This window comes from Streptococcus hepaticus (assembly GCF_043656315.1).
GTDB classification, from domain to species: Bacteria; Bacillota; Bacilli; order Lactobacillales; family Streptococcaceae; genus Streptococcus; species Streptococcus hepaticus.
This window is the reverse complement of the sequence record NZ_JBINIY010000045.1, coordinates 1-636: the sequence shown is the minus strand read 5'-3', so window position 1 is coordinate 636 and position 636 is coordinate 1. Positions and strand designations below refer to the sequence as shown.

Annotated in this window: 1 protein-coding gene; it reads left to right on the top strand. The window is 42.8% G+C overall.

Features of this window, described 5'->3' with window-relative positions; all coding sequences use genetic code 11:
* A partial coding sequence (locus tag ACHUFA_RS11020; protein WP_394406108.1) for a phage tail tip lysozyme occupies positions 1 to 636 on the top strand: 636 nt, incomplete at both ends.

Below are 636 nucleotides of genomic sequence, written 5' to 3'. Positions count from 1 at the left end.
TAAGGGAGTGAATAAGACTAAACTAACCTTGATTGGCATTCATTCAGGCCGAGTGAGTGAACATCAACATGTCTTGGCAGGAGATATTATTGGTCAGACCAAAGACGGAACGGGTCTAAAAGTCACCTATCAAAAGGTTGATGATGACACGGATAAGTTGGTCTATGTCAATCCAGCTTTCTACTTTCCAAAAGTGATTCAGGTTCAGACCACCATTCTTCCAACTATCGGTCAGTTTGGCGGTGATGAGTTCGAGAGAGCCAAGGCAATTTATGACTATCTCAAAAGTAATGGAGCAAGCAATCAAGCCATCGCAGCCATTCTAGGAAATTGGTCGGTAGAATCCTCCATTAATCCAAAACGAGCTGAAGGCGACTATTTATCTCCACCAGTTGGTGCGACAGTTAGTTCTTGGGATGATGAGGGCTGGCTCTCACTTAATGGTCCAACTATATACAATGGACGTTACTCAAATATTCTCAAACGTGGTTTAGGCTTAGGCCAATGGACAGATACCGCGGATGGGTCATGCAGACATACTTTATTGTTGGAATATGCCAAAGGAAAACATCAAAAGTGGTATGACTTAGGGTTACAACTGGATTTCATGTTGCATGGGGATAGTCCTTATTACAC